Annotated in this window: 24 protein-coding genes; 10 read left to right on the top strand and 14 right to left on the bottom strand. The window is 64.7% G+C overall.

From position 1 onward, the window contains the following. Nucleotides 1–15: 15 nt before the first annotated feature. The 5 genes from VCS63_RS08860 to VCS63_RS08840 all read right to left on the bottom strand — a co-directional run bounded on the left by VCS63_RS08860 (nucleotide 16) and on the right by VCS63_RS08840 (nucleotide 4745). Nucleotides 16–972, bottom strand: coding sequence for a Bug family tripartite tricarboxylate transporter substrate binding protein (locus VCS63_RS08860; RefSeq protein WP_042796685.1), 957 nt, complete (start codon nucleotides 970–972; stop codon nucleotides 16–18). Between the two features lie 65 nt (nucleotides 973–1037). Beyond that, nucleotides 1038–2048: an NADPH:quinone oxidoreductase family protein gene (locus VCS63_RS08855; protein WP_076815958.1), complete on the bottom strand. Its 1011-nt coding sequence runs from the start codon at nucleotides 2046–2048 to the stop codon at nucleotides 1038–1040. A gap of 3 nt (nucleotides 2049–2051) precedes the next feature. Next, nucleotides 2052–2828 carry a crotonase/enoyl-CoA hydratase family protein gene (locus tag VCS63_RS08850; RefSeq protein WP_063642123.1) on the bottom strand — a complete coding sequence of 259 codons (777 nt, stop codon included), beginning with the start codon at nucleotides 2826–2828 and terminating at the stop codon, nucleotides 2052–2054. A gap of 94 nt (nucleotides 2829–2922) precedes the next feature. Continuing rightward, nucleotides 2923–3564: a TetR family transcriptional regulator gene (locus tag VCS63_RS08845; RefSeq protein WP_063642124.1), complete on the bottom strand. Its 642-nt coding sequence runs from the start codon at nucleotides 3562–3564 to the stop codon at nucleotides 2923–2925. 41 nt (nucleotides 3565–3605) lie between these two features. After that, nucleotides 3606–4745, bottom strand: coding sequence for a CaiB/BaiF CoA transferase family protein (locus tag VCS63_RS08840; protein WP_063960079.1), 1140 nt, complete (start codon nucleotides 4743–4745; stop codon nucleotides 3606–3608). 257 nt (nucleotides 4746–5002) lie between these two features. On the opposite strand from VCS63_RS08840, the gene VCS63_RS08835 reads away from it, so the two are divergent. Together VCS63_RS08835 and VCS63_RS08830 are read left to right on the top strand one after the other, a co-directional pair. Continuing rightward, nucleotides 5003–5182 carry a hypothetical protein gene (locus VCS63_RS08835; RefSeq protein WP_042796681.1) on the top strand — a complete coding sequence of 60 codons (180 nt, stop codon included), beginning with the start codon at nucleotides 5003–5005 and terminating at the stop codon, nucleotides 5180–5182. Between the two features lie 153 nt (nucleotides 5183–5335). Next, nucleotides 5336–6544: an NAD(P)/FAD-dependent oxidoreductase gene (locus VCS63_RS08830; RefSeq protein ID WP_323879345.1), complete on the top strand. Its 1209-nt coding sequence runs from the start codon at nucleotides 5336–5338 to the stop codon at nucleotides 6542–6544. Between the two features lie 33 nt (nucleotides 6545–6577). Here the strand turns inward: VCS63_RS08830 and VCS63_RS08825 are convergent, their stop codons facing one another. From VCS63_RS08825 to VCS63_RS08800, 6 genes are all read right to left on the bottom strand, one after another. After that, nucleotides 6578–7144, bottom strand: a complete 567-nt coding sequence (locus tag VCS63_RS08825; protein ID WP_323879342.1) for a GrpB family protein — start codon at nucleotides 7142–7144, stop codon at nucleotides 6578–6580. A 41-nt stretch (nucleotides 7145–7185) separates the two neighbouring features. Beyond that, nucleotides 7186–7455: a hypothetical protein gene (locus VCS63_RS08820; protein ID WP_076815964.1), complete on the bottom strand. Its 270-nt coding sequence runs from the start codon at nucleotides 7453–7455 to the stop codon at nucleotides 7186–7188. A gap of 103 nt (nucleotides 7456–7558) precedes the next feature. After that, nucleotides 7559–8734: an acetylornithine deacetylase gene (gene argE, locus VCS63_RS08815; RefSeq protein ID WP_042796679.1), complete on the bottom strand. Its 1176-nt coding sequence runs from the start codon at nucleotides 8732–8734 to the stop codon at nucleotides 7559–7561. A 41-nt stretch (nucleotides 8735–8775) separates the two neighbouring features. Further along, complete coding sequence (locus VCS63_RS08810; protein ID WP_042796678.1) at nucleotides 8776–9741, bottom strand: LysR substrate-binding domain-containing protein; 966 nt, start codon at nucleotides 9739–9741, stop codon at nucleotides 8776–8778. Between the two features lie 169 nt (nucleotides 9742–9910). Further along, a complete protein-coding gene (locus VCS63_RS08805; protein ID WP_063642337.1) occupies nucleotides 9911–10582 on the bottom strand; it encodes a DUF1028 domain-containing protein in 672 nt (223 codons plus the stop codon). A gap of 20 nt (nucleotides 10583–10602) precedes the next feature. Then, nucleotides 10603–11016 (bottom strand): RidA family protein, encoded by a 414-nt coding sequence (locus tag VCS63_RS08800; RefSeq protein ID WP_063642128.1) that lies wholly within the window; start codon nucleotides 11014–11016, stop codon nucleotides 10603–10605. Nucleotides 11017–11397: 381 nt separating this feature from the next. Between VCS63_RS08800 and VCS63_RS08795 the strand changes: the two genes are divergently transcribed. The 8 genes from VCS63_RS08795 (at nucleotide 11398) to VCS63_RS08760 (ending at nucleotide 18132) form a co-directional block, all read left to right on the top strand. Next, on the top strand, nucleotides 11398–12195 hold the full coding sequence (locus VCS63_RS08795; protein ID WP_042796676.1) for an Asp/Glu racemase: 798 nt from the start codon (nucleotides 11398–11400) through the stop codon (nucleotides 12193–12195). Between the two features lie 45 nt (nucleotides 12196–12240). Further along, nucleotides 12241–13032, top strand: coding sequence for a transporter substrate-binding domain-containing protein (locus tag VCS63_RS08790; protein WP_063642130.1), 792 nt, complete (start codon nucleotides 12241–12243; stop codon nucleotides 13030–13032). 84 nt (nucleotides 13033–13116) lie between these two features. After that, the gene (locus VCS63_RS08785; protein ID WP_042796674.1) at nucleotides 13117–13830 is read left to right on the top strand and encodes an ABC transporter permease; all 714 of its coding nucleotides are present in this window, start codon (nucleotides 13117–13119) and stop codon (nucleotides 13828–13830) included. Continuing rightward, nucleotides 13820–14509 carry an ABC transporter permease gene (locus VCS63_RS08780; protein WP_042796673.1) on the top strand — a complete coding sequence of 230 codons (690 nt, stop codon included), beginning with the start codon at nucleotides 13820–13822 and terminating at the stop codon, nucleotides 14507–14509. The genes VCS63_RS08785 and VCS63_RS08780 overlap by 11 nt, the downstream gene beginning before the upstream one ends. 37 nt (nucleotides 14510–14546) lie before the next feature. Next, nucleotides 14547–15332, top strand: a complete 786-nt coding sequence (locus VCS63_RS08775) for an amino acid ABC transporter ATP-binding protein (protein ID WP_063642131.1) — start codon at nucleotides 14547–14549, stop codon at nucleotides 15330–15332. Nucleotides 15333–15357: 25 nt separating this feature from the next. Further along, on the top strand, nucleotides 15358–16383 hold the full coding sequence (locus tag VCS63_RS08770) for an ABC transporter substrate-binding protein (RefSeq protein ID WP_063642132.1): 1026 nt from the start codon (nucleotides 15358–15360) through the stop codon (nucleotides 16381–16383). A gap of 71 nt (nucleotides 16384–16454) precedes the next feature. Next, nucleotides 16455–17309, top strand: a complete 855-nt coding sequence (locus VCS63_RS08765) for an ABC transporter permease (protein ID WP_042796671.1) — start codon at nucleotides 16455–16457, stop codon at nucleotides 17307–17309. A gap of 1 nt (nucleotide 17310) precedes the next feature. Next, the gene (locus VCS63_RS08760; RefSeq protein ID WP_063642133.1) at nucleotides 17311–18132 is read left to right on the top strand and encodes an ABC transporter permease; all 822 of its coding nucleotides are present in this window, start codon (nucleotides 17311–17313) and stop codon (nucleotides 18130–18132) included. A gap of 292 nt (nucleotides 18133–18424) precedes the next feature. Here the strand turns inward: VCS63_RS08760 and VCS63_RS08755 are convergent, their stop codons facing one another. From VCS63_RS08755 to VCS63_RS08745, 3 genes are read right to left on the bottom strand one after another with little or no spacing between them, the layout of a single operon-like run. Next, nucleotides 18425–19384: a 2-hydroxyacid dehydrogenase gene (locus VCS63_RS08755; protein ID WP_063642134.1), complete on the bottom strand. Its 960-nt coding sequence runs from the start codon at nucleotides 19382–19384 to the stop codon at nucleotides 18425–18427. Between the two features lie 12 nt (nucleotides 19385–19396). Continuing rightward, nucleotides 19397–19867 (bottom strand): type II 3-dehydroquinate dehydratase, encoded by a 471-nt coding sequence (locus VCS63_RS08750; RefSeq protein ID WP_042796668.1) that lies wholly within the window; start codon nucleotides 19865–19867, stop codon nucleotides 19397–19399. Nucleotides 19868–19877: 10 nt separating this feature from the next. Then, nucleotides 19878–20492, bottom strand: coding sequence for a glutathione S-transferase (locus VCS63_RS08745; protein ID WP_063642135.1), 615 nt, complete (start codon nucleotides 20490–20492; stop codon nucleotides 19878–19880). Nucleotides 20493–20501 lie beyond the last annotated feature (9 nt).

Here is a 20501-nt window from a genome sequence, read left to right as displayed (position 1 = left end):
GTGGTGGATGCCGCGCTACTGCTTGGGAATGTTGGCGCTCTGGGCGGTGGCGATTTCAAGTTCGATTTCCTTCTTCTGGAACTTGGCCAACGCGGCCGCATCGCCGATGAAGGAAATGAAATTGCTCTGCGCCAGGAAAGCCTGCGTCTTGGGATCGGCATAGATCTCGAGAAGAGCGTCCTGCAGCGTCTTCACGACCGGCGCGGGCGTCTTGGCCGGCGCGAACATGGCCCACCATGCGACCTTGAAGAAGTCCTTGAAACCGAGCTCCTGCAGGGTGGGCACGTCCGGCGCGCTGGCCAGCCGCTTGTCGGTTGTCACCGCCAGCAGGCGCAGCTTGCCCGCCTGCACCAGGGCCTGCGCCCCGCTGTACTCGGCAATCACAAAATCGACCTGCTTGCCCGCCAGGTCATTGAGCGCCGGGCCCGCCCCCTTGTAGGAAATGCCGTTGGCGCTGGCCTGCGCCAGTGACAGGAACCATTCGGTGGCAATCTGGTAGGTAGCGCTACCCGCTCCGTAGTTCAGTTTCTTCGGATCCTTCCTGGCGGCGGCAACCAGATCCGCGACCGTCTTGTAAGGCGAGTCCTGATAGACGTAGAAGCCCATCGGCGCCTGCGCCAGCACTGCGACCGGCGCCAGATCGACCAGCGGATCGTAGGGCAGCTTGGCGAACGCCGCGACATTGGTGGCCACCGGCGCATTGGCCGCGAGCAACAGCGTATAGCCGTCGGGCGCCGCCGACACGACCGTCTGGGTCGCAATGATGCCGCTTGCTCCGGGCCGGTTCTCCGCGATCACGGGTTGGCCAAGCTTGGCCTCCAGTTGGCGCGCGGTGTAGCGGGCCAAGGTGTCCGTGCCGGTACCGGGAGGATACGGAACGATCAGCCGGATCGGCTTGTCCGGAAAAGCGTGGCTAAGCTGGGCGCCCAGCGCCAGCACGGCGCCTGCGAGCATGGTGGTCAATCGCTTCATGTCTCCAACTCCTTTGATGGTGCCTTGTTATCGGTTTTTGGTATTGCGGGCGCCTGTGCCCGCGGTCAGGAAAACGACTGTGGATGCAACGCAACCCGTCCAATGACCTCACGCGAAGCCAGCGCGGCCAATGCGTCCTCGTAGGCTTCCAGCGCGTAGGTCTGCTGGGTGTAGGGTTTCAGCGCCCCCTCGACGACCCAATCGAACATCGTGGCGAAGGCGGCGCGCACCGCCGCGCGGCGCTCGGGAGGAACGGCCACCCTGCCCCAGCCCATGTAGTAGCCCCAATAGATGCCGATGGCGGTGGCGTTCTTGACCAGCAGGATGTTGGCGGGGATCTGCGGAATCTCGCCGCCGGCGAATCCCATGGGAATCAACCGGCCTTCCGGCGCGACGCAGCGCAGGGATTCCTCGAACACCTTGCCGCCTACCGGGTCGAAGATGACGTCGGCGCCCCGCCCGCCGGTCAGCGACAGCACCGCGTCGCGGAACCCGCCTGTCCGATAATTCAGTCCCTCGTCGGCGCCATGGGCCCGCGCCGCATCGAGCTTGGCCTGAGTGCTGGCGCATGCGATCACGTGCGCGCCCAGTCGCTTGGCGATTTCAATCGCCGCCAGCCCGCTGCCTCCGCTGGCGCCATGCACCAGCACGGTCTCGCCCGGTTGCAGATGCGCGCGCCAGCGCAAGGCGCCGTAAGCCGTGGCGTAAATGGTCGGAAACTGCACGGCACTGTCGAAGTCCACGCCGTCCGGCAAAGCGAAGGTCGTGTCGACCGGCGCCACCACTTCGCTGGCGAAGCCGCCCGACTGCACACCTGCCACCACGCGGTCGCCCGGCCGGAACAGCGTCACCCCGGGCCCGCATTCCCGCACGATGCCCGCGACTTCCGTGCCCGGAGTCAGGGGCAGCGGCGGCCGATTCTGGTGCTTGCCCTGCAGCACCAGCAGGTTAGCGAAACTCACGCCGCAGGAATGCACTTCGATGCGCACGCTGTCCGCCCGCAAGGGCGGCGCGTCGCAGGTCTCGACGCTGACTTGGCTCGGATCGTCCAGTCCCCGGCAGATAACGGCTCGCATGGTCTACTCCTGATCGGTCTCGGGCAACGCGCCATGGCGGCCCGCCCCCTGTTCGAAACGCTGTGCGCCGGCACGCGCCTCCAGCTTGCGCGCGGCGGCGGCGTAAGCCATCTCTGCGGCCACTGCGTCCCGCTCGGACAGCGCTGCCTGGGCATAGGCCGACTGCCTGTCCGAACGCATGGCGATCTGCGGAAACTGCGCCATCTGATGGGCAAGCGCCTCGGCTTCGGCGCGTGCGCGTCCGTCTGGCACTACCCGATTGACCAGCCCAAAGCGCTCGGCCTCCGGGGCTTGCACGATACGGGCGGTCAACAACATGTCCAGCGCTCGGCTCATGCCTATCAGACGCGGCAGGCGCACGGTCGTGCCGTCGCTCATGGGCACGCCCCAGCGTCGCGACAGCACGGCGAACGAAGCGCTCTCCTCCGCGATGCGAAGATCGCACCACAGAGCCACCCCCAGCCCGCCCGCGCAGGCGTGCCCGGCCACCGCCGCGATGACGGGCTTGGATAGCGGCGCGTGCAAGGGTCCCTCCGGGCTGCCCGCCCACGGCTCGTAATCGGTGCCCGCAGCCAGCTCTTTCAGGTCCGCGCCGGAACAGAAGGCGCCGCCAGCGCCGCACAAGACGGCCACCCGGGCTTGCTCGTCGGCATCGAATTCGCGTAGCGCGCGCGCCAGCTCGAAGGCTGCTTCGCGGTCCAGCGCATTGCGCACTTCGGGCCGGTTGATGATGACCGTAGTTACAAAACCTGCGCGTTCCACCAGGATTTTCGGAGCCATGAATCGCTGTCGTCCGTTATTTAAATAATACTAAGCAGTATTAAAACGAGTTAAAAAAAGCCGCGCGCATTGGCTTGTCGGCGCGGCATGGCGTTTACTGCGGATGCGGCAACAAGGCGCTGACCGCAAAACCGGCCAGCTCGCTGGCGACACGCTCGCGATCCTTGGCGGTTTCGTTCTTGCGCGGGTGATACCAGCGCGACGTCCAGTTCAGGGCACCAAGGAGCGGCTTGACCAGCAGCTTCGCATCCATCGCACGGAAATCGCCGCTCTCCACTCCTTCTTCGATGACTCGAACATAGAGCGCTTCGTTCGCGGCGCGCAGTTTGAGGATCTCTTCCAGTTCGGCGCGCTCGGATGCGGTGGTGCGGCCCGTCAGGTGCAGCTCCAGGCCTTGCGCGGCAACGCGCAAATAAGCCAGGTGCTCCATCATCAGCACGGTGTGATCGTGCGCCATTTTCCGCAGCTTGACGGCCGGCAGCTCCGCGGACAGGGCATGCGGCTCGATCGCTTCGCGGGTGAGCTCCATGGCGCGCCGCTGCACGGCGAAGAACAGCGCCGACTTGTTGCGGTAGTAGTAATAAATGATGCCTTTGGTGGCGCCGTAGGCCACGCTGATGTCGTCCAGCGATGCCGCGGAGAAGCCCAGGTTCATGAACACGGACGCGGCCGCATCGAGAATGCCGAGCCGCTTCTCGATTCCTTCCGTGCTGTCTATCAGGCTAGGCCGTCCCATAATGTCCTTGCTGTACCGGAAACAAACGCGAAATTCTACCCTCAGCCCTGCTTGCCGGCGCCCGCGAACTCAGCGCGGATCGCCTGCGTGTGGGCGCCGATTGCGGGCACGTCGCCCAGGCGCCGCGGTTCTCCGCGCACCTGCGCGGGCGGCGCCACAATGGATGCCACGCCATGCGCGGTGCGCACTTCCGAGCGGCGCAGGTGCGGATGCGCGGACAATTCCTTGACGCCATTGACCGAGGCGAAGGCAATCTTCGCCAGCGTCAGGCGCCGCCGCAGTTCCGCCAGGTCCACCGAGCCGAGCACGGTTTCGATAGCGGTTTTCAGTTCTTCCGAGTGCTGCACGCGGTCGCGGTTGCTGCGGTAGCGCGCGTCGTCGACCCATTCGGGTTTCAGCAGGACGTCGCAGGCAAAGCGACGCCACTCACCGTCGTTCTGCACGCCGATCAATAGCGACTGGCCGCCCTGGCACGTAAAGGCGCCGTACGGCGCGATGGTGGGGTGTCCAAGGCCCACGCGCGGCCAGACGGTGCCAGCGTAGTCGTAATGCAGCAAGGGCACCGTCATCCAGTCGGCCATTGCATCGAACAACGACACGTGCAGCGCGCTGCCCTCTCCCGTCCGTTCACGCTGCAGCAGCGCTTCCAGGATGGCCGCATGCGCATACATGCCGGTGCCGATATCGCAGGCGGATATGCCGACCCGGCCGGGCGCCTCCGGCGTACCCGTCACCGACGCAATGCCCGACTCCGCTTGCACCAGCAGATCGTAGGCCCGCATGTCCGCATACGGACCGGACTCACCATAACCGGTGATGTCGCAAGTGATCAGCCGGGGATTCGCGGCGCGCATTTCCTTCCAGCCGAAGCCGGCGCGTTCTGCCGCGCCCGGCCCCAGGTTCTGGATCAGCACGTCGGCCTGCAGGATCAGCGTGCGCAATAGCGCCAGGTCTTGCGGCTGCGTGAAGTCCAGCACGATGGATTCCTTGCCGCGGTTGAGCCAGACGAAGTAGGTGCTGTCGCCCATTACCGCGCCGTCGTAGCCGCGCGCGAAATCGCCAGCCGCGCGTTCGATCTTGATCACGCGCGCGCCGGCATCGGCCAGGCGCGACGATGCGTAGGGCGCCGCGGCAGCCTGCTCCACCGCGATCACCAGCAGACCTTCCAAGGGCAATGCCATTTCCGTCTCCGATCCAGCATTCGTTTTTTTAATGCTACCGCGTAGTATTAGAATTCACAAGCATCCTGGGGAAGACCCCATGGCCGCATGGCATATGGCTGTCATACTCGCGCGCCATACTGGCGTTCGGAAATCCGGAACCCGCAGGGCGGGCACGCCCCGGATATCCATATGAAAGGTATTTCGTTGGCCGCCGCTCCTGGCCGACTTACGATGCCTGGCATCGACTGGGCCTGGCGCCCGCAGGAATGCTCCACATGCAACGTTTGATATCCCCGATCCTTACCCGCCGTCCCGTGCTGCTGGCCGGCCCGCTCAGCGCGCGCCGCTACGACGCCGTGGCTTCCCTGAACGCCCACCGCGAAGCGCGCATGCTGCGCGAATCCGCCCAGCGCATCCTGGCCGTTTCCGCCCGCTACATGCTGCCGGGCGCCTGAGCCCGGTTTTTCCCTGCCGCGCAAGGGCGCGGCAGGCGTTCCCCAATGCGCGCAACGCCCGCCACCTCCTCTTCATGCCGCCCTTCCCGCCGCCACCTGCGGTAGGATTGCCGATTCCGCCCGCAACCGGGCCAGGCAGAACAGGAGTCACGCATGCAAAAGGTGGTCATTGTCGGCGGCGGCCACGCGGCGGCGCAATTGTGCGCCAGCCTGATCGAAGGCGGCTTTCCCGGCAGCCTCACGCTGGTGTGCGAGGAAGCCTCGCTGCCCTACCACCGGCCGCCGCTCTCCAAGACTTTCATCAAGGATCCGGAAGCCCCGATCCAATTGCTGCGCCCAGAGACCGCCTACGCCAACGCTGGCGTGCAGGTCCTGCTGGCGGATCCCGCCGTCGGCATAGACCGCGATGCGCGCCGCCTGACGCTGGCCTCGGGCACGCAACTGGACTACGACGCCCTGGTACTCGCTACGGGCACCCGCGCGCGGCGCCTGCCCGACGTGCCTGACGATCTGCAGAACCTGATCTACCTGCGCAACGCCGACGATGCCGCGCGCCTGCGCGCCGCGATCGCCGATGCGCCTTCGGTCACCGTCGTGGGAGGCGGTTTCATCGGCCTGGAAATTGCCGCCACGGCCGGCGCCCTGGGCCGGCCGGTCACCGTCTTCGAATCCGCGCCCCGGCTGCTGGCCCGTTCCGTGTCGCCCGAGGCCTCGGAACATGTCGCCCGCGTGCTGCATGAGTCCGGCGTCGATCTGCGCCTGTCCTCGGACCTGCAACATATCCGGACGGAGAACGGCCGCGTGCGCAGCATCGTGGTCAATGACGCAGAGCACCCGGTCGACCTGCTGGTCGCCGGCATCGGCGCCGTGCCCGAAATCACGCTGGCGCAGGCCGCCGGCCTGGACTGCCTGAACGGCATCGTGGTCGACGCCCTGATGCAGACCTCGGCGCCCGGCATCTACGCCATAGGCGACTGCACCTCTTTTCCGTATGCGCGCTGGGGCAAGACCCTGCGGCTGGAGTCGGTCCAGAACGCCAATGATCAGGCCCGCACGCTGGCCGGCGTCCTGCTCGGCACAAAAACGCCCTATCACGCCCTGCCCTGGTTCTGGTCCGACCAAGGCGCCTTGCGTCTGCAGATCGCCGGCCTGGCTCCGCCGGACACCGAACGCTTGCTGCGCCCGGGCGCCAAGCCAGGCAGTTTCTCGATCCTGCATTTCGCTGACGGCCACCTCGTCTGCGTCGAATCCATCAACGCTCCGATGGACCATCTGGCGGCGCGCAAACTCCTGGAACTGGGGCTGAATCCGCCCCGGGAAGCGCTGGCCGACCCGGCCGTGCCGCTCAAGAGCCACTATTGAAACGGGCAGCGGGCGCGCCCGCTGCGGCGCGCCTCAGATGAACCCAGCCGCGCGGAACATGCGTTCGTAGATCTGGCGCAAGACCGCCTCTTTGCGCTTGTTGTATTCCATGACCTGCATCACGCCGCTGGCGGCGTCGTGCTTGGCCTGGGCATACAGATCGCGGTCCGCTTCATGCTCTCGCAGCCAGTCCCGGAACATTCGGTGACGGATGTTCTCCGGGCAATCGGGGCCGAATACATGCAAGTTCACGCGCGGCGACGCCAATTGCAGCAGGCGGTGCTGATGCCAGGATGGCTCCCGCAAGACCAGCACGTAACCGATGGCCTCCAGCGCCGGCACATACGCGTCCTCGCGCACGGGATCGGCCACGGCCAGATCGATGTCTATTACCGGCTTGGCGGGCAGGCCAGGGACCGCGGTCGAACCCATATGCTCGACCGAGAGCGCGGCCGTTCCCAATGCCTGGCGCACCTGTGCTTCCAGCCGGCCATAACAGACGGGCCACGCCGGGTCATAGGCTACGACCATGACCGGCTCCGGCGCAGGTTTGCCGCGAACCCAGGGGTCTTCGTCCGGGTCCGCGTCGTAGTGCCGCATGATTTCTTCAGGCGTGGGCGCGCGCCGGTTTCCTGCCTGGTTCAATTGCCGAAAGCGCGGCGCAGGCGCTCCAGTTCGGCCATGTTCAGGCGCTTGGCTTCCGCTTCGGCGTAGTTCCGTTCCCCCGACTCGTAAGCGCCCTTGTAGATGCACTTGCTGCGGCTCGCACACTCGCCGCCAGCGCGGGCGGTGGACGAATACGACTTAGCGGCCCCCTTATCCGGAGTCTTGGAACCGCTCGAAGAACAGCCCGCCATCAGCGCAGCCGCAAAAATCGCCACACCCCAGCGGCTCAACGTTTGAATGGACATTTCCTGGCCCTACAGAAAAGCTGTAGCCGCTTTTATAGCAGGCTCTCGAAGCCAGGGCTCACGTGGCGATTGATTCAAAACGTTGCCGCGCGGCGGGCGAGCCCTAAACCATCAGATACTCCGTCAGTTTCTCCAGCATGGCGTCGCAGGCGTGCAGCTGCGTGAGCTCGACGTATTCGTCGGCCTTGTGCGCCACTTCGATGCTGCCAGGTCCGCAGATCAGCACCGAGGTCTGCGCCCACAGTTGTTGGAACAGCCCGCCTTCGGTACCGAAGGCCGCCTTGGTGAGCGGCGTTTCCGGCGGCAGCCACGAGGCCAGCAGCGCCACGGCCGCCGAGTCGTCGGCCGTGGCCAGGCCAGGGTAGCTGTTGACCACTTCGACCCGGGGCGGCTCCGCTTCCTGCCGGGCGCCCGCAGCGCGCATCTTCGCCTTGGTCAACGCCAGCACCCGCTCCAGGATCTGATTCGGATCATCCTGCGCGACGTTGCGGATCTCGAAATTGACTTCGCATTCCGCAGGCACGATGTTCAGCGCCGTGCCGCCCTTGATGGTGCCGGCATGCACCGTGGTGTACGGCACGTCATAGCCGGCCTCGCGCGGCCCGTGTTCGGCGAGGTCGCGCTGTACGTCGCGCAGCGCGCCGATCAGATCGCTGGCCGTATGGATGGCATTGACGAAATGCGGCGCCAGCCCGGAATGGCCCGCCTGGCCGCAACATATGGCCCGGTAGGCCGCCTTGCCCTTGTTGCCGGTGCCTATCTTCATCAACGTGGGCTCGCCCACCACGCACAGCAGGGGCGCCGGCTCCACGTTTTCCAGCGCACGCAGCAGATGGCGCACGCCGACGCAGCCGATTTCCTCATCGAACGAGAGCGCCAGATGCAGAGGGCGCGCCAGCGGCAGGCGGGCCGCGCGGATCATGGCCATCACGGCGCATGCGACGAAGCCCTTCATGTCGGCACTGCCCCGCCCATAGATGCGGCCGTCTCGCTCGGTCGCCTCGAAGGGCGGCGTGGTCCAGGGCTGCCCCGCCACGGGCACCACGTCGGTGTGGCCCGAGAGCAGGATGCCGGGCACATCCGAGGGACCGACAGAGGCATACAGATTGCTGCGCCTGGCGTCCTGCGGATCCGCCACCAGCGTGGACGGGATTCCCGCCCGCGACAGCAATTCCCGTATCCGTTCTATGAGTTCGATATTGGGCGTCAGCGTGACGGATTGAAACGCGAGCAATTCGCGCAATAGGTCTGGACTGTTGTCCGGGGAAGGCTTGTTCATGGCATGGGACCTGCGGAAGACGGACGGCGTGCGCCGCCCATTCATTTGTTTTCGGGAGGCACGTAGGGATCGAAGAAACTGCCTTCGCTCATGCCCGGAATGTACTGATCCGAGATATAGGCGCGGCAACGCTGCATGAACACTTCGGTCAGGCGCGACGGCTTCATCGGTTTGTAGGTGGTGAGGCCGAGCAGCATGGGGCGGTGTTCGCCCACCAGGCGCAGCCGCACCAGCCGCTTGCCGTCCAGCGCCTGGGTGGACTTGGGCCGCACATTGAACAAGGCGTAGCCGATGCCGTTGGCCACCATGGATCGCACCACTTCCTCCGAACGCGAGCGCGCCACGATATTCGGCTCCAGGCCGAATTTCGCGAACAAGGACATGAAGTAATCGCGGCTCAGGGGCAGGTCCAGCAGCACCATGGGCAAGCGCGCCAGCTCTTCCAGCGTTACCGCGATCTGCTGCGACAGCGGATGCAGTTCGCTGACCACCACATGAGGCGGCAGGCGCGCCAGCGCCTCGAACGATATCTCGTCGCCCAGCCTCAAGTCGTAACTGAGGGCAACGTCGATCTCCAGCGTATGCAGCTTGTCGATCAGCAACTGCTGGTCACCTTCGACCATGTGCAGCTCGACCTTTTCGAATGCGCGCGAAAACCCGAATATCACCTCGGGCGCGATCATGGCCGTGAGCGACTGGAAGCAGCCCACGCGCAAGGTGCCCTGGATGGTGTTGCTGGAGACGGACGCGATCTTGTAGAGACGCGACGCGCGCTCGAGCAGATCTTCGCATTCGCTCATGACCTGCTGGCCCAGCACCGTCAGGGCAAGGCCCTTGGACGGATGCCGCACGAATAGCTGCACGTCCAGCTCGGTTTCGACATGCGCGATGGCAGCCGAGATCGACGGCGCCGAAATGTGGATCTGGCTGGATGCCGCGGCGATACTGCCATGCTTGGCCGTGGCGACGAAGTACTCCATCTGGCGCAGCGAAATGCGATTGAGCATAGTCCGAAGTGAGAAAACTGGAGCAGGCTGGAGGGAGGCGGCGGTCCGCTGTGCGGGCCGCCGGCGCGGCCCGGCGCCAGCGTCCACCGCACCGAGCAAAAGTGTATCCACTATGCCCTGACAGCGGGGCATGGCGCTCCTCGGGTTTTCTCGCACTCGCCGCAAGCGCTCACGGATTGCCCGGCACGCCAAAGGTCGGCGCGGCGCGCGGATCCCTGGCGCGGGTGATGTAGGCCTGGATCTGCGGTTCGTAAACCTTCCAGGCCTCATAGAGCCGCTCGACCGGACCCTCCTCGACCCAGTCCATGCGCAGATCGACGATAGGCCAATCCAGGTCCGCCACCACCAGCAGTCCCGCCGAATGCACGGGCCCTTCCTCCCCGCCAGCCGCCTGGCCCGCCAGCATGGCCTGCATCAGGCGTTCGGCCAATGAACCTGACGCCTGCTCGAAGGCCGCCAGCATGGCTGCGGGCACATCCAGCGACGCCAGCATATTGCCGGCGCAGGCGGCGTTTTCACCCCGCGCGTCGGCCAGCCGGCCCAGCGCGTTCGAACCGGTGTAGATGGCCGGCGCCTGCGTGGCGTCGATGGCCATCAGTTGCCGGTAGCTGATGAAAGGACGTTCCGCCAGGGCCTGCAGCGCGCTCTGCGGGGTGCTGCCCTCGCCCATGGCGTCCAGGATGAGCGGCCCCAGGGCCGGGTCGGTAATGTTCTGGCTGACCGCCGCGCCCACGCCCGAACGCGCGCGGATGCAACGCGCCGCGACCGCGGGCGAGGAGGACGAGACGGCCGCGCCGAATTGGCCAGTGGCCGGGCAGCGGGCAATGATGGAGAAAGTCATGACCAGGGCCTCCTGCGGCGTCAATCCGGAATTACGGCAGTCGCGTCGATCTCTACCAGCCATTCGGGACGGGCCAGCGCGGACACCACGATGCCGGTGGACACCGGGAATACGCCCTTGAGCCATTTGCCGACCACGCGATAGACCTGCTCGCGGTAGCGCGGATCGATGATGTAGATGGTGATCTTGCAAATATCCTGCAACTCGCCGCCGGCCTCTTTGAGCAGCATGTCGATGTTCTTCATCGCCTGCTCCGCCTGGCCCGCCGCGTCGCCTATGCAGACGCTCTCAGACGTGTCCAGGTTCTGGCCGATCTGCCCGCGCAAAAAGACGGTGCTGCCGCGTGCAATGACGGCCTGGCACAGATCGTTGTCGAGGTTCTGTTCAGGGTAGGTCGCCTTGGTATTGAAGGTGCGTATGCGCTTGTGCTTCATGGCTCGTATCTGCATTAGGGTTTATCCGGAGACCCTGCACCCGCCTGGCTGGCGGCATCGCAAGGCCGTGAGCTGCCCACTGATGGTCGGCCCAAGCGACACCGCAGCCTATTTGTTTTTTCCGGCGTCCCGTCTCGGAAATCCTGACGCGGGCGGCACCCTGCGCGATGTGCCTCGGTCCTGCTTCGCCGGCGTCGCCGGGGCATCAGGAAAATCTATCCATGCCAACGGAAAAGGCGACTTGGTGCCTCGGATCGCCTCTCGCATCATTGGTTTTCGCTGGCATGGCCGGTGCGGCGGGCGCGGCAATGCCCGCCCCCGGATCGACGGCCGACGCCATCTGATGCAATCCGCAGCAACCTCACCTTACAAGGGATCCGGATGAACACCGCCTCAACGCCCGCGCAAGCCGCCTATCCCCGATTCCGCTATGACGGCTCGGGCGATCTGGCCCGCATCGGGTTGATCTACATCGCTTCCAGCGTCGTCATGGAAGAAGAAATGTGGGCCATGTCCGCTCCAGGGGTTTCCACCCATACGGCGCGCATCAAGCTGCCCAAGGTCACCGTGCAAGGCATCGAAGAGATGATGAACGCGCCGGAACTCGAACAGGCCGCCCGGCTGGCCGGCGCCGCTCCCATCGACGTGCTGCTGTTCGGCGGCACCAGCGCCTCGTTCCTGCACGGAACCGCCTACGATCAGGCGCTCATCCAGAAGCTGCGGCAATGGGTGCCGGGGCCTCAGATCACCACCGCCTCCACCGCGACGCTCGCTGCGTTGAAGAAAGTCCAGGCGGGCAAGGTTGCACTGGCCACCCCCTATCTTCCGGAGATCCATGAGCGCGCCATCCGCTTCCTGCAGGAAAACGGCCATGAAGTGGTCAAGAGCGCCTGCCTCGGCATCTCGGACGATCACGCGCTGGCCGAGGTCTCGCTGGAGAAGGTCTACGACCACGTGCTCTCGGTCGACCACCCCGATGCGACGGCCATCTTCGTCTCGTGCACGAACTTCCGCACCGTCGGCGCCATCGAGGCGCTGGAACAGAAGCTCGGCAAGCCGGTGATCTCGGCCATCCAGGCCTCGTTCTGGCATTGCCTGGATCTCACCGGAGCAGCGGGCGCCAAGCCCGGCTACGGCTCGCTGTTCGACGGCAACCTGAGCAAGGCCGCAGCGATGTAGACCATTTAACGAAGTGCATGACCAATAAATAAGCAAGGGGAAATAATGCATCTACACCAAACCATCACGGCGCTGACACTCGCAGGCGCCTCCCTGTTCGCTGTAACGTCCGCCCAGGCCGAGAAGCTGGTGCTGGGCAACGAAGGCAGCTATCCGCCCTTCAGCATGGTCGACCCTTCAGGCCGCCTGACCGGCTTTGAACCCGATCTGGCGCGCGAGATGTGCAAGCGGATGAAGGTCGATTGCGAAATCGTCGTCATGGACTTCAAGGCGCTGATCCCGGCACTGCTGCAGAAGAAACTGGACGCCGTGGTCAGCCAGACCAAGCCGTTGCCCGAGCGCAAGGAAAAAGTGCTGTTCGGCCGCCCGGTGCTGTTCAATCCGGACTCCTATGTGGTGCCCGAGGCCAAGAACTACACCTTCACGCCCGAGGGCCTGAAGGGCGTGCGCATCGGCCTGCAACGCGGCTCGGCCCAAGCCAAGTACGTGGGTGAGACATTTGGCAACGCGGTGCAGATCGTGTTCTATGACAACCCGGACCAGATCCGGCTCGACCTGGCCAACGGCCGGCTGGACATGAGCCTGGGTCCCAAGATCAGCTGGACCAACGAATTCCTGTCCAAGCCCCAGGGCAAGAACTGGAAATTCGCCGGCGGCGATCTGTGGACCGGCGGCGGCGAAGCCGGTTCGAGCTGGATCGCCCGCAAGGACAGTGGCGACCTGCTCAACCGCATGAACGCCACGCTGGAAACCATCATCAAGGACTGCACCTTCACCAAGCTGCGCAAGCCCTACCTGGAAGTGGAGCTCCTGCCAGAGGAAAAGGCCTGCCGCTAGCAGGATCCGCTCGCGCCGCCCGGGTCCCTGGCACGAGTTCGCCGGGTCGGGCGGAACTCTCCACACGCTTGCCAGGAATACCTCATGCCTTCGATGGGTTTCGTGCAGCAACTCGCGACCGGCGCGATGATGACGATCCAGGTCGCCGTCTGCGCCTATCTGCTGGCGCTCGCGATCGGGACGTTCTTCGCCCTGATCACGCTGCGGCCGACCTGGCTGGCCAGAATCGTCTGGATTCCGTATGCCTCGATCTTCACGGGCGTGCCTTCGCTGCTGGTCGGCTTCCTGTTCTATTACGGCGGCTCGCAGATCGTCGCCAGCCTGCTCGCGCCGTTCGGCATAGGCCAGCGCATCGAGGTGACGCCGTTCATGGCGGCGGTGGCGGCACTGGGCATGGTGTATGGCGCCTACCTGGCCGACCTGATCCGCAGCGCGATACAGAACGTACCCCACGGCCAGTTTGAAGCCGCGCGGGTGCTGCTGGTGCCGCGCACCGCCATCTGGCTGAAGGTGATCCTGCCGCAGATGCTGCGGCTGGCCTTGCCCGGCATGACCAATATGTGGATCGTCGTGCTCAAGGACACCGCCCTCATCTCCCTGATCGGCCTGAAGGAAATCATGGCCTACGCCAAGCTCGCCTCCGGCGTGACCAAGGAACCCTTTGTCTACTACCTGCTCGCGGCCGCCTTCTTCCTGGCGATGACCTGGCTCACCTACTACGTGGCCCGCCGCGTCGAAACATGGGCTGCGCGCGGCTTCCATCCTGTCGTGACCAAGGGAGCGTCGCATGCACTTTGACTTCCAGGTAGCCTGGGACAGCCTGCCCAAACTGCTGGCCGGCGCCGGCACCACCTTCGCGGTGCTGTTGCCGGTGCTGGTCATCGGTCTGCTGCTGGCGCTGCCGGTGGCCCTGGCAAGTTTCCGGCCCGGCCCGCGCGCCCTCTTCGCCAGCAGCTACATCGGCTTCTTCCGCGGCGTGCCCAGCCTCGTGCTGCTGTACTTGATCTACAGCGGACTGCCGCAATTCTCCATCGTGCGCGACACCGTGCTGTGGAACGTCTTCTCCAATGCCTATGTCTGCGCGTGGCTGGGCCTGGCTTTGACGCACTCCGGCTTCATGGCGGAAATCATCCGCGGGGGCCTGGCGGCGATACCCCGGGGCACGATCGAGGCCGCGCAGACGCTGGGCCTGAAGCCCGCGCAGATCCTGTTCCGCCTAAAGCTCCCGCTGGTGGCGCGCTATGTGCTGCGCGCCTATCAGAATGAGTTGCTGATCATGGTGAAAAGCACGGCGGCCGTCAGCGCCATCACGCTGGTCGACCTCACCGCGGCGGCCAACACCGTGTTCGACTACACCTATGACCCGTTCACGCCTTTGATCACGGCGGCGGCCATCTACTGGTGCATCACCAATTGCATACGCCTGGGCTTCTCGATCGCGGATCGCAAGTTGAACCGCTACCTCGCCAGGACCTGAGCCGCCCGGCCGAACGATCATCAGAGCGCGAACCATCATGACTGCCATTCTGTCCCGCATCACGCCGCCTGCCGCCTCCACCCTGTCCGATTGCGCGCCAGCGGTCTCTATCTCGGGTTTGAACAAGTTCTACGGCACGTTCCACGCGCTGCGGAATATCCACCTCGAAGTCTCGAACGGAGAGATCGTCATTCTTTGCGGTCCCTCCGGGTCGGGCAAGTCGTCCCTCATACGCTGCATCAACCATCTGGAGCAGCATGACTCGGGCGACATACGCGTCAACGGCGCCGAACTGACACGGCGCCCCGAAGACGTGGAGAAAGTCCGGCGCCAGCTGGGCATGGTGTTCCAGAACTTCAACCTCTTTCCGCATATGACGGTGCTGGACAACTGCACCTTCGCGCTCAAGATCGCCTTGAAGGTCCCGGCTCGCGAAGCGGAAGAAACAGCGCGCGAGTATCTTGCCAAAGTCAATGTGATCGAACAGGCCGCCAAGTATCCGATCCAGCTCTCCGGCGGGCAGCAGCAGCGCGTGGCCATCGCGCGCGCGCTCTGCCTGCGCCCGCGCATCATGCTCTTTGACGAGCCGACCTCGGCGCTCGATCCGGAATCGGTGGGCTCGGTACTGCGCATTATGGAAAACCTGGCGCAAACCGGCATCACCATGATCTGCGTCACCCACGAAATCGGCTTTGCCCGCAGGGTGGCCGACCGCTGCGTCTTCATGGAGCGAGGCGAAATCATCGAGACCGCGCCCACTGAACAGTTCTTTGGTTCGCCCCGAAACGAGCGCCTGAAGAATTTCCTCGAGCAGGTTCTGTAGTCAACCATATAGACAAGGGGTTGTCATGATCAAGAAACTCATTTGCGCCGGAATACTTGCCGGCGCGGCTCTTACCGGCGCGGCGCAGGCGCAGGACGCGCTGGTGGTCAGCACCTGGGGCGGCAGCTTCCGGGATCTCATCGACGAGAATATCGGTCGCGAGTTCACGCGGCAGACCGGCGTCCCCGTGAAGTACATCACCGGCGGCACCATAGACCGCCTGAACAAGGCCAAGCTCGCCACCAAGCCGGAAAGCGACATCACGTTCACCACGTCGCACATCGGCTGGCTCTATGTCAACGCCGGCCTGTACGAGAAACTGGATCTGAGCAAGATCCCCAATTACTCGCACCTGGTCGACCGCGCCAAGATCAGCCCGTACCACATCGGCAGCTGGGCCTACGTGTACACCATCGGCTACCGTCCCGACCTGGTTCCCGCCGGCATCACCTTCAACAGCTGGAACGATCTCTGGAACCCGGCATTGAAAGGCAAGCTGTCCGCGCCCGATTTCGACCCCAGCCATATCATCGACGTTTCCGCCCTGCTCTCCGGCGGGGACGCCACCACCTGGGAAAAGGGACAGGACAAACTCAAAGCCTTGAAACCCAACTTCAAGGCCTTCTACACCAACGATGCCAACAGCCAGCAGTTGATCGCCGCCGGCGAAACGCCCGTGCAGGTCGTGCTGTCCATGAACGCGTACTACATGATCGGCCAGGGCGTGCCCATCAAGGTGGCAATGCCCAAGGAGGGCGCGGTGCTGGGCGTGGATACCATGGCTATCATGAAAGGCAGCGCCAAGAACGACCTTGCCCATAAGTTCATGAACATCGCGCTGTCGCCAGAGGTACAGGCCAAGATCGTGGCCGCCAAGAAGGCCAGCCCCGTCATCGACAACGCCAAGGTGTCGCCAGAAGACGCCGCGCTTCCTGGCGTCTTCACGACCAAACAGCAATGGGACACCCAGGCCATTGTTATCGACGACAAGCTGCGCGCCGAAAAAACTGCCGAATGGCGCAAGTGGTTTACCGAGAACATCATGAACTGATGGCTGGAGGCTGCGGCCCGGGAGGCCGCGGCGCCGCTATGTCCTCAACGTAAGCCTAGGATGGGTCCACCATGGATGCGCGTTCCACCCTGAGGGGATGGTTGATATCCCCGGCAAGCTTCATCGCCCTGTGCATCTGCGTCGCCATGGCGGCGGTGCTGCAGTACAGCTTGCGCACCTTCATTCCAGGCTCACTGGACGTCGGCGGCCTCACGCTGACGAACTTTTCGGGCATGGGCAAGCAGATCTACCTCGATGCCTTCACCAATACTTTGCGCCTGAGCGTGGAGACCACGGTCTGCTCCCTGCTCGTGGCCTACCCGCTGGCGTATGCCCTGGTCCGGGTGCGCAACCGCTACATCAAGTCCTTCATCCTGATCGTATCCATCACGCCGCTGTTCCTGGGCGAGATCGTGCGCACCTATTCCTGGATCATCGTGCTGGGCAGCACGGGCTTCATCAACTCGATGCTGCTCAAAATGGGCCTGATCGATACGCCGCTCAAGCTGATGTTCAGCCACCTGGGCGTGCTGGTGGCGCTGGTGCACGTCACCATCCCGGTCGTGGTGCTGATGCTGGCCACCGCCATCTCGCACATAGACCGCGATTACGAAAAAGCCGCGGAAAGCCTGGGCGCAGGTCCGGTACGCACCTTTCTGACTATCACCCTGCCGCTGTCCATGCCAGGCATCCTGGCCAGCATCACGACCTCGTTCGCCTGGACCTTCAGCGCCTTCGCCACGCCGCAGATGATAGGCGGCGGCCGCGTGCCTACGGTCTCGACGCTGGTCTACCAGCTGGGATTCTCTTCGATGAACTTCCCCCTGGCGGCCAGTCTGAGCGTTATGGGCCTGGGCCTGACGGCTATCGCGCTGATGCTGCTCGGCAGGGTCACGCGACGACTCAAAGTCATCGGAGGACACTGACATGAGCATCCGCAAATCCCTGCCCCTATGGCTGCGCATCGGCGCGCCGGTGCTGATCACGCTGATCCTCGCGTTCGTGCTGCTGCCGGTCGTCGTGGTGACCCTGGCCTCCTTCAACGACAGGGCCCTGCTCACTTTTCCACCGCAGGCCTGGTCCTGGCGCTGGTTCGAGCGCGTGTTCACCTACGCTGACTTCCGCGACGGCTTTCGCGCCAGCATGGTTGTCACGCTTTGGTCTTCGCTGCTGGCGCTGGTCATCGGCACTGGCCTGGCGATCGCGGTCAAGCGCATGGCGTTTCCGGGCAAGAATATCCTTCAGGCCATCCTGCTCTCGCCGTTGGTTATTCCCCATTTCACCGTCGGATTGGGCCTGCTGATCCTCGCGGCGCAGTTGAACGTGGACCGCGGCTACGGCATCGTGATCCTGTGCCACGTCATCCTCGTGCTGCCTTTCGTGCTGCGCAGCGTCTATGTGTCGATGGAGAACCTGGACGAGCGCCTCGAACAGAGCGCCGCCAGCCTGGGCGCTTCACCCGTGCGGGTGCTATTCACGATTACCGTTCCCTTGCTGGCGCCCGGGCTGTTCGGCGGCTGGCTGTTCGCGGCCATCATGTCGTTCAGCGAATTCACTGCCTCGCTGTTCGTGACCACCCAGAGCACGCAGACCCTTCCGGTGACCATGTACAACTACGTGCGCGAGTTCGCCGACCCGACGCTGGCCGCGCTGTCTGTGGTGTACATCGTCGTGACGGCCGCGCTGTTGATCTTCGCCAACCGATTTCTCGGGCTGGGCAGGATCCTCAATATCGAGGACAACCACTAGAGAATTCTGGGTGGAATATTGCCGATTGGTTTTGTGAGGTCAGGTTCCTGAGCCGCCGGCGTCCGGACTGCGGAATTCCGATGCTCGCCCAATGGGGCTGCGCTTCGGATCCCTCCGTCCGGTCACCGGCTCACGGCATCTGCTCACGAAGGGGGTCCAACACCAACGCATTAGGCTACTGCCAGCCGAGGACCCCGGAGCCATACGAAGCGCAGCCCCACCGGGGCGAGCATCGGAATGGCGCAGGGCAGCCTCGGCGGTTGAAGAGCGCTGACATCCGCAAGACACAACTTCAATACCCGCGCGCTGGATCGACGCGGTTGGCGGGTTCCAGGCCTTGGCTGACTCGTAGTACGTTGTCGGCGATCTGTCCGGCGGCGGATGCCGGAATGGCCACCGAAGCCAGGTGCGGCGTAATCAGCACGTTGTCCATCCCCCAGAGCGGGTCGCCAATCGGCAGGGGCTCGCGCTCGAATACGTCCAGCGTCGCACCGCCTAGATGGCCGTTGCGCAGCAGATCCGTCAGGGCGGCCTGATCCACCAGCGCGCCCCGGGCCACATTGATCAGGGCCGCGCCGCGCGGCAGGCGCTGCAAGCGTTCGCGGTCCAGCAGGCCGCGGGTCTGCGGCGTGAGCGGAAGCATCACCACCAGGATGTCGGCGCGCGACAGCACCGTGTCCAGCGACTCCATGCCGCTGTGGCACTCGACGCCATCGATGCTGCGCGGGCTGCGCGACCAACCCAGCACGGTCAGCCCCTGGCGGCGCAGCTCCTGCGCCGCGCATGCGCCCAGCTCGCCCAGGCCCAGCACGGCCACGCATACGTCTTCGGGAGAACGCGGATGACGATAGGCCCACTCGCCGCGCCGCTGCGCCGCTTCAAAGTACGGAATATCGCGGGCATAGCGCAGCGTGGCGAACAGCACATAGCCTGCCATCATGCGTGCCATGTTCGGATCGGTGATGCGGGTGATGGGCACTCCGGCGGGAAGGTCCTCGCGCCCCACCAGCGAATCCACCCCCGCGCCCAGGTTCACGATGAGGCGCAGGTTCTTCATGCGATCAAAGAAGCCCTGCGGCGCCTTCCAGGCCAGCGCGTAGTGGATACTGGCCGGGTCATGCGCTTCGCTGCCGTGCACCATCCGCAAGTCCGGCAGGCGCGCCTGCATGGCGTCGCGCCAGGCCGCGTAGTCGTCGAACTCGCTGTAGAAGATCATTGCGCCCGACACGGCGGGGCGGGAGGATGCATGCATGGACGGTCGACCTCAGGTACTGCGGTTTATCAGACGCGACATGGCCTCGATGGCCAATTCATAGCCATCTCCGCCCAGCCCCGCGATGACGCCATCGGCGGCCTTGGAAATATACGAATGATGGCGGAAGGCCTCGCGCCGCCAGATATTGCTCATGTGGACCTCGATGATCCTGCCCGGAAAGGATAGCAAGGCATCGAGTATGGGCACCGACGAATAGGTCAGACCGGCCGCGTTGATGATCACGCCCTGCGCCGTGCCGCGCGCCTCCTGTATCCAGTCGACCAACTGGCCCTCGTAATTGGATTGGACGAAGTTCAGCTGGATGCCCAGCGAGGCGGCCTTGCTCTCGCAGCGCTGCTGCAACACGGGAAAGCTGTCGGAACCATAGGTCTTGTTGGCGTCCAGCCCGTAGAGATTGGCGTTGGGCCCGTTTAGGAACCAGACCCTGGAGGATGAAGGGGTTGCGCTCGGCGTCGTCATGGCGGCGGTCTCAGGCTTCGTGGGGAAGGGTGGCCTGCATGGCAGGCATTTGGTTGAATACGGCAAACCAGGCCGCGGCGCGCGGATGCGCCGCGCGCCAGTCCAGCTCGGGAAAGCGGAAATCCAGATATCCCAAGGCGCAACCGATGGTCAGGCTGCCGATGTCAGGATCCGCTTGCGGCAGTTCGTCCGCCTGCGCCTCGATTTCGTCCAGGCACGCCCGCACCTTGACCAGTTGCGCCTCCCGCCACTGCGGCCATTGGATCTCGGCCGGCCGCGCAGTATGTTCGTAGCGAGCCAGCAGCGCGGCATCCAGCAGGCCGTCGCCCAGGGCCTGGCGCGTCAATGCCAGCCAGCGGGCCGCGCCAGCCGGGAATAGCTGCGTATCGCCGGCGGCATCCGCCAGGTATTCGCAGATCACGCGGCTGTCATATAGCGCCCTGCCGTCCGGCAGGATCAAAGTCGGCACCTTGGCTAGCGGATTGTGGGCGGCGATGCGGGCATCGCGGTTGACCGGATGCGCGGCGCTGGGCAGCCATTCGATCCGTCCGGCCTGGCCGGTCAGGTGCGCGCAGATCATGACCTTGCGCACGAAGGGGGACGTAGGGGCGTAGAGGAGTTTCAATCCAGTCTC

This window comes from Achromobacter sp. D10 (assembly GCF_035282245.1).
Classification (GTDB): domain Bacteria; phylum Pseudomonadota; class Gammaproteobacteria; order Burkholderiales; family Burkholderiaceae_B; genus Achromobacter; species Achromobacter insolitus.
This window is presented reverse-complemented; position numbering and strand designations above follow the sequence as displayed.